The sequence below is a fragment of the Oerskovia gallyi genome, assembly GCF_014836745.1.
Lineage (GTDB): Bacteria > Actinomycetota > Actinomycetes > Actinomycetales > Cellulomonadaceae > Oerskovia > Oerskovia paurometabola.
The window spans coordinates 1-5,085 of record NZ_JACSQE010000012.1 but is presented as its reverse complement, the minus strand read 5'-3'; the positions used below and the strand labels follow the sequence as shown (position 1 = coordinate 5,085).

At 74.7% G+C, this 5,085-nt stretch carries 4 protein-coding genes and 1 pseudogene; 3 read left to right on the top strand and 2 right to left on the bottom strand.

Annotated features, from left to right (window positions below):
* Window positions 1–44: 44 nt before the first annotated feature.
* A complete protein-coding gene (locus tag H9640_RS14505) occupies window positions 45–761 on the bottom strand; it encodes a hypothetical protein (RefSeq protein ID WP_191791432.1) in 717 nt (238 codons plus the stop codon).
* Complete coding sequence (locus H9640_RS14500; RefSeq protein ID WP_191791431.1) at window positions 758–2,488, bottom strand: PspC domain-containing protein; 1,731 nt, start codon at window positions 2,486–2,488, stop codon at window positions 758–760. Before H9640_RS14500 ends, H9640_RS14505 begins: the two co-directional genes overlap by 4 nt.
* Before the next feature lie 157 nt (window positions 2,489–2,645).
* Here H9640_RS14500 and H9640_RS14495 point away from each other — a divergent pair, with 157 nt between their 5' ends.
* The 3 genes and pseudogenes from H9640_RS14495 to H9640_RS14485 all read left to right on the top strand — a co-directional run.
* A complete protein-coding gene (locus tag H9640_RS14495; RefSeq protein ID WP_191791429.1) occupies window positions 2,646–4,184 on the top strand; it encodes an ATP-binding protein in 1,539 nt (512 codons plus the stop codon).
* A 5-nt stretch (window positions 4,185–4,189) separates the two neighbouring features.
* A complete protein-coding gene (locus H9640_RS14490; protein WP_372440792.1) occupies window positions 4,190–4,873 on the top strand; it encodes a LuxR C-terminal-related transcriptional regulator in 684 nt (227 codons plus the stop codon).
* Between the two features lie 147 nt (window positions 4,874–5,020).
* Window positions 5,021–5,085 (top strand): annotated as a pseudogene (locus tag H9640_RS14485) (ferredoxin); the annotation flags it as partial.

Sequence of the window (5,085 nt, the reverse complement as noted above, 5' to 3'; positions counted from 1 at the left end):
CGCCGGGCGTGTCGCAGCAGAACCCCGCACTCGGCGAGCCGGGCTCAGCGCCTGGCTCGCTCGCGGGCGCTGCGGCGGCTGCTCGACACGATCGAGCTCACCACGAGCACCAGGCCCGCGACGCTCAGCAGGGCGATGAGCGCGAGGTCGAGGTCGTACGTCGCACCGAGGGCCAGTGCGAGGATGCCGGCCCCGACGGCGACGATGACGAATCCCCACACGACCGTCCCGACCCGCAGCCCACGGTCGCGCGGGTCGTCCTCGGGCGGGAGCTGCGCCTTCTGCTGCGCCGTGACGTTCCACTGCGCGGCGGGGTCGACCGCGGGGGTCGGCCCGGGCGCCGGTGGCTGCGTCGACAGGGGAGGCGACGACGCGGCCACGACCGGGACCGGCTCGGGGTCGACCGGTGCGTCCTGCACCGGGTACGCCTGGGCGTGCGTCGGGGGCACGACCGGCAGGGCGAGCGTGGGGTCGGTGACCGGCAGGGCGAGCGTGGGGTCGGTGACCGGCAGAGCCTGGGTCGCCTCGCCGCGGAAGATCTCGTCCGCCAGGTCGTCCTCGTGCACGGGGCCGGACTCGACGACCTGCGTCGTGTCGGGGTCGGCCTCGTCGGTGCCGTCGGGAGACCCACCCTCCGAGGGGGCCTCGTCGTCGGCGACCTCACCTGACGTGACGGGCAGCTCGATCGTGGGGTCGACCGGCGGGAGGGCCTGGGTCTCGCGCGCGTCGTCGGACTCGTAGGGGTTCTTCTCGGTGGTCATGATTCCTCCCGGATGGTCACGTCGCCGGCGGAGACGTCGACCTCGAGCAGCAGCACGGGGCCGGCGCCGTCGGTGACGGAGTCGGTGACGAAGGTGTGCGGTCGGGTGTTGACGCCGTTGATGGAGCGGCGCTCGCCGTCGACCGTCCAGGTCGCGTTGCCCGCGAGGACGCGGACCTCGGCCTCGACCGGGGTGTCGGCCGGGACGATCACGGTGAGGTCCCCGGCGCTCAGGTCGATCGGGACGACGACCGGGTCCTCCCCGACGGCGCTCAGGTCGAGCTGGCTGAGGTCGACCACGGGGTTGCCGAACGTGAAGGCGAAGCCGTTCTCCGCGTCCTGGACCGAGGTCACCGTGTACGTGGCGTCGGAGACGCGGGCCGTGAGGTCGGCGTCGATGTTGTCGATGCTGCTGTTCAGGCCCGCGATCGGCAGCGCGATGAGCGTCGCGACGATCGCGAGGCCGCCCAGGGCACCGCTCGTGCGGCCCCGCAGGCCGGAGACGATGACCCCGAGCCCGAGCAGGACGATGGTCGCGCCGATCCACGTGTAGAAGAACGGCACGTCGATCACGTCGCGACGCTCGAGCAGCAGGAGGACCGCGGCGCCCAGGAGGCTCACGCCGAGCGTGATCCCCACGACCGCGGTCCCGGGACCGCGCGGACGCCGGGCCGCGCGGGCACGCTGCTCCTCGGCACGACGCTGGCGCTCGATCTCGCGCTCGGCGCGGCGCCGAGCGTGGTCGTGGGCGCGGGCCGCCTGCTGCGCGGCGGCCTGCTGGGCCGCGTACGCCTGGGGCGGGACGGGGCGCTGGGCGGGGTAGCCCGGCGGCGGAACCGGCGCCGAGGCGGTGTACGCGGGGCCCGACGGCGCCGCCGGGGCCGCGGGGTACGTCACCCCAGGGGCGGGCTGGGCGCCGGGGGCAGGTGCTCCGTAGGGCGGGCGAGGCTGCTGCCAGCCCTGCGGGGGCGGGCCCTGCTGGGCGGGTGCGCCGGCGAACGGCGGAGCGGGGTAGGGCTGCTTCGGCGGCACGGGTCCGCCAGGATGCTGGGCGTTCTGCCCGGTCGCCCGGTTCGCCGCGTACCTGCGGTAGTCGCTGCGCCGGTTGACGACCAGGACGATCACGACGACCACGGCCGCGGTCCACAACAGGCCGTTGAGCCACTCGAGCCCGGCGAAGTGCCACCAGGAGAGCCAGCCGTTGTTCCAGCTCAGGCCGACGATCGTGGTGGCCGCAGCACCGAGCATGGCCACGTCGAAGTCGCCGCGGATCGCCTGCTGGAGGTGGATGCGCCCGTCGCGGGACTCGGGGAGCAGGGCCCACGCGAGCCCGTACAGGACGAGGCCGGCGCCGGTGAGGAACACCGAGACGACGAGGATGCCGCGCACGATCAGGGGATCGATCCCGAACCGGTCGGCGACGCCACCCGCGACGCCACCGACCCAGCGGTCCTCCGACCGGGAGATGCCGATGCGTCGTACGGTGTCGAAGAAGCCGTCCATGCCGCTGGACGGACCGGCGGACGGGCCGCTCGACGGACCGCCGGACTGACCGGGGGCCTGGTGCGGAGCGCCACCAGGGGCGCCCGGCCCCCCGGGCTGGGGTCCGGGCTGGCCGGCGCCGCCCGGGGTGCTCGTCGCGTAGGGAGGCCCGGCATGCTGCTGGGGTGCTCCGGTCGGTGCGGAGCTCCCGGCCGGGGGTTCTGGGGAGGTGTCCTCGGTGCTCATGGCTCAAGCCTGGCCCGGGAGGAGTGCCGAGGGGTATCGGGTGATCCCCTGATCCGACCCTGATCCTGTCGATGGCCGACCCTGAACTTTCGCCTCGAGAGCGGACGAACGGGGCGTTCCGGCCGGTGGGGCGGCCCGGGCGTGTGACCATCAGAGAGTGACACCGACAGAGCGACCAGCCAGGAGACTTCCCCTCCGGCGCCCCGAGCAGGGGCGCTGGGTCGGTGGGGTGTGCCGCGGCCTCTCGCTGCACCTCGACCTGCCCGTGGGCGCGGTGCGCCTCGTGCTGGCCCTCATGGCGCTCGCGGGCGGCGCGGGCATCGTGCTGTACGTCTTCCTCTGGGTCACGGTCCCCGCCGGGGACCCGGCGCAGGTGGCCGACGAGGAACGCCCCGCGTCGCTGCGACGCATCGCCCCCCGGCTCCAGGGCCGGGTGCGCAAGCTGCCGGTGCGCGACGTCGCGATCGGCGTGGTCCTGCTGAGCGGGGCGGCCGTGCTCCTGGCCTCGCGGGCCGGCGTGAACATCGAGGTCTCGTGGGTCCTGCCGGTCCTCATCGCGCTCGCCGGCACGGCGCTGGCCTGGTCCCAGCTCGACGCCGCGCAGCGGGGCCGCTGGCTGTCGCGGGCGGGAGGACGTACCCCGGCCGGCGTGGTGCGGCTCGCGGGCGGTCTCGTCCTGGTGCTCGTGGGGGTGCTGCTCCTGGTCGGGCAGGACTCGACGGCCTCGGACATGGTCCGGGCGACGGTCGCGTCGCTGGCCGTGCTCGCGGGCGCGGCGATCGTGCTCGCCCCGTGGTGGCTGCGGCTCGTGCGCGAGCTCGGCGACGAGCGTGCCGCGCGTGCGCGAGAGGCCGAGCGGGCCGACATCGCGGCGCACCTGCACGACTCGGTCCTCCAGACCCTTGCTCTCATCCGGTCGAGCGCGGCCGACGCCGACACGGTCGCGCGGCTCGCCCGCGCTCAGGAGCGCGAGCTCCGCGAGTGGTTGTACAACGACCGACCTGCTCCTGGTACATCGCTCGCGGCGGAGCTCCGCACGCTGGTCGGAGAGGTCGAGGACCGGCAGAGCTGGCGGCTGGCGGCGGGGGCCGCGGCCGCGGCCGGGGTCGCCGCGGCGGGGACCGTCGGGGACGGCGGATCGGCAGGGACCGCAGCCGTGGTCGTCGACGTCGTCGTCGTGGGGGACTGTGTCCCGACCGACGAGACCACCGCGCTCCTCCAGGCCACGCGCGAGGCGCTCGTGAACGCCGTGGCCCACGGGCGCCCGCCCGTCTCGGTCTACCTCGAGGTCTCGGACGACGCGGTGGAGGTGTTCGTCCGCGACCGCGGGGACGGGTTCGAGATGAAGGACATCGCCCAGGACCGCTTCGGTGTGCGCGAGTCGATCATCGGCCGCGTCACGCGCAAGGGCGGCAGCGCCGAGGTCGTCTCGCGGCCGGGCTGGGGCACCGAGGTGCGGCTCAAGGTGCACCGGGCAGCCGAGAGCGAGGTCCAGCCCGCCGCCGAGACTGCGGCGGGGGCGGCCCCCGGACCTAGGATGCCGGTGGGGCCCGACGCGGGTGCGGCGCCGACCGGGCACGAGGGCCCGTCGCCACGGACCACGGACGGCCCCGTACCGGACCCGGTCCCCGCGCAGCGCCCCGGACGACCCGGACGACCCGGACGAACCGCACGATCGACCCAGGAGCGTACGTGACCACCATCCCCAGCCCCGCGCAGAGCACCGTCCCCGGTGCGCCGGTCCCGGTCGTCCTCGTCGACGACCACCACATGTTCCGCGCGGGGGTGCGGGCCAGCCTGGACGGCCGCGTCGACATCGTCGGGGAGGCCGACAGCGTCGACGGCGCGGTCGAGGCGATCCGGGCGCTGCGCCCGCCGGTCGTGCTGCTCGACGTGCACCTCCCCGGCGGCAACGGCGGCGGCGGGGCCGAGGTCATCACGCGGTGCTCGGACCTCCTGGGCTCGACGCGGTTCCTGGCGCTGTCCGTGTCGGACGCGGCCGAGGACGTCGTGGCCGTGATCCGCGCGGGCGCCCGGGGCTACGTGACCAAGGCGATCTCCGGACCGGACCTGGCGGGGGCCGTGGTGCAGGTCGCGAGCGGGGACGCCGTCTTCTCGCCGCGCCTCGCGGGATTCGTGCTCGACGCCTTCGGGACCGGCCAGGCGGACGTGGCCGTGGCCGACGACGAGCTCGACCGGCTCTCGGCACGGGAGCAGGAGGTCATGCGCCTCATCGCCCGCGGGTACGCCTACCGCGAGGTCGCCTCGGAGCTCTTCATCTCCGTCAAGACGGTCGAGACCCACGTGTCCTCGGTGCTGCGCAAGCTCCAGCTCTCGTCGCGTCACGAGCTCACGCGCTGGGCGGCCGCGCGACGGCTCCTGTAGGCCCGCGCCGCTGGGGCCCCGACGCCTCGTCAGGCGCGAGATGTCGCCGTATTGCCAGGTGAGAAGCGGGGGTCGCGCGCCGCCGCGGAGCGATAGCCTGGAGGCACCCGGTGAAGCCCTCCGGCCCGACGAAAAGGAACCTCCGACGTGACGTACGTGATTGCTCAGCCTTGTGTGGACGTGAAGGACAAGGCGTGCATCGAGGAGTGTCC

Bases quoted from the DNA above. Each gene is read 5' to 3' on its own strand.
- H9640_RS14505 (WP_191791432.1), bottom strand. From the start codon at position 761: ATGACCACCGAGAAGAACCCCTACGAGTCCGACGACGCGCGCGAGACC.
- H9640_RS14500 (WP_191791431.1), bottom strand. From the start codon at position 2,488: ATGAGCACCGAGGACACCTCCCCAGAACCCCCGGCCGGGAGCTCCGCA.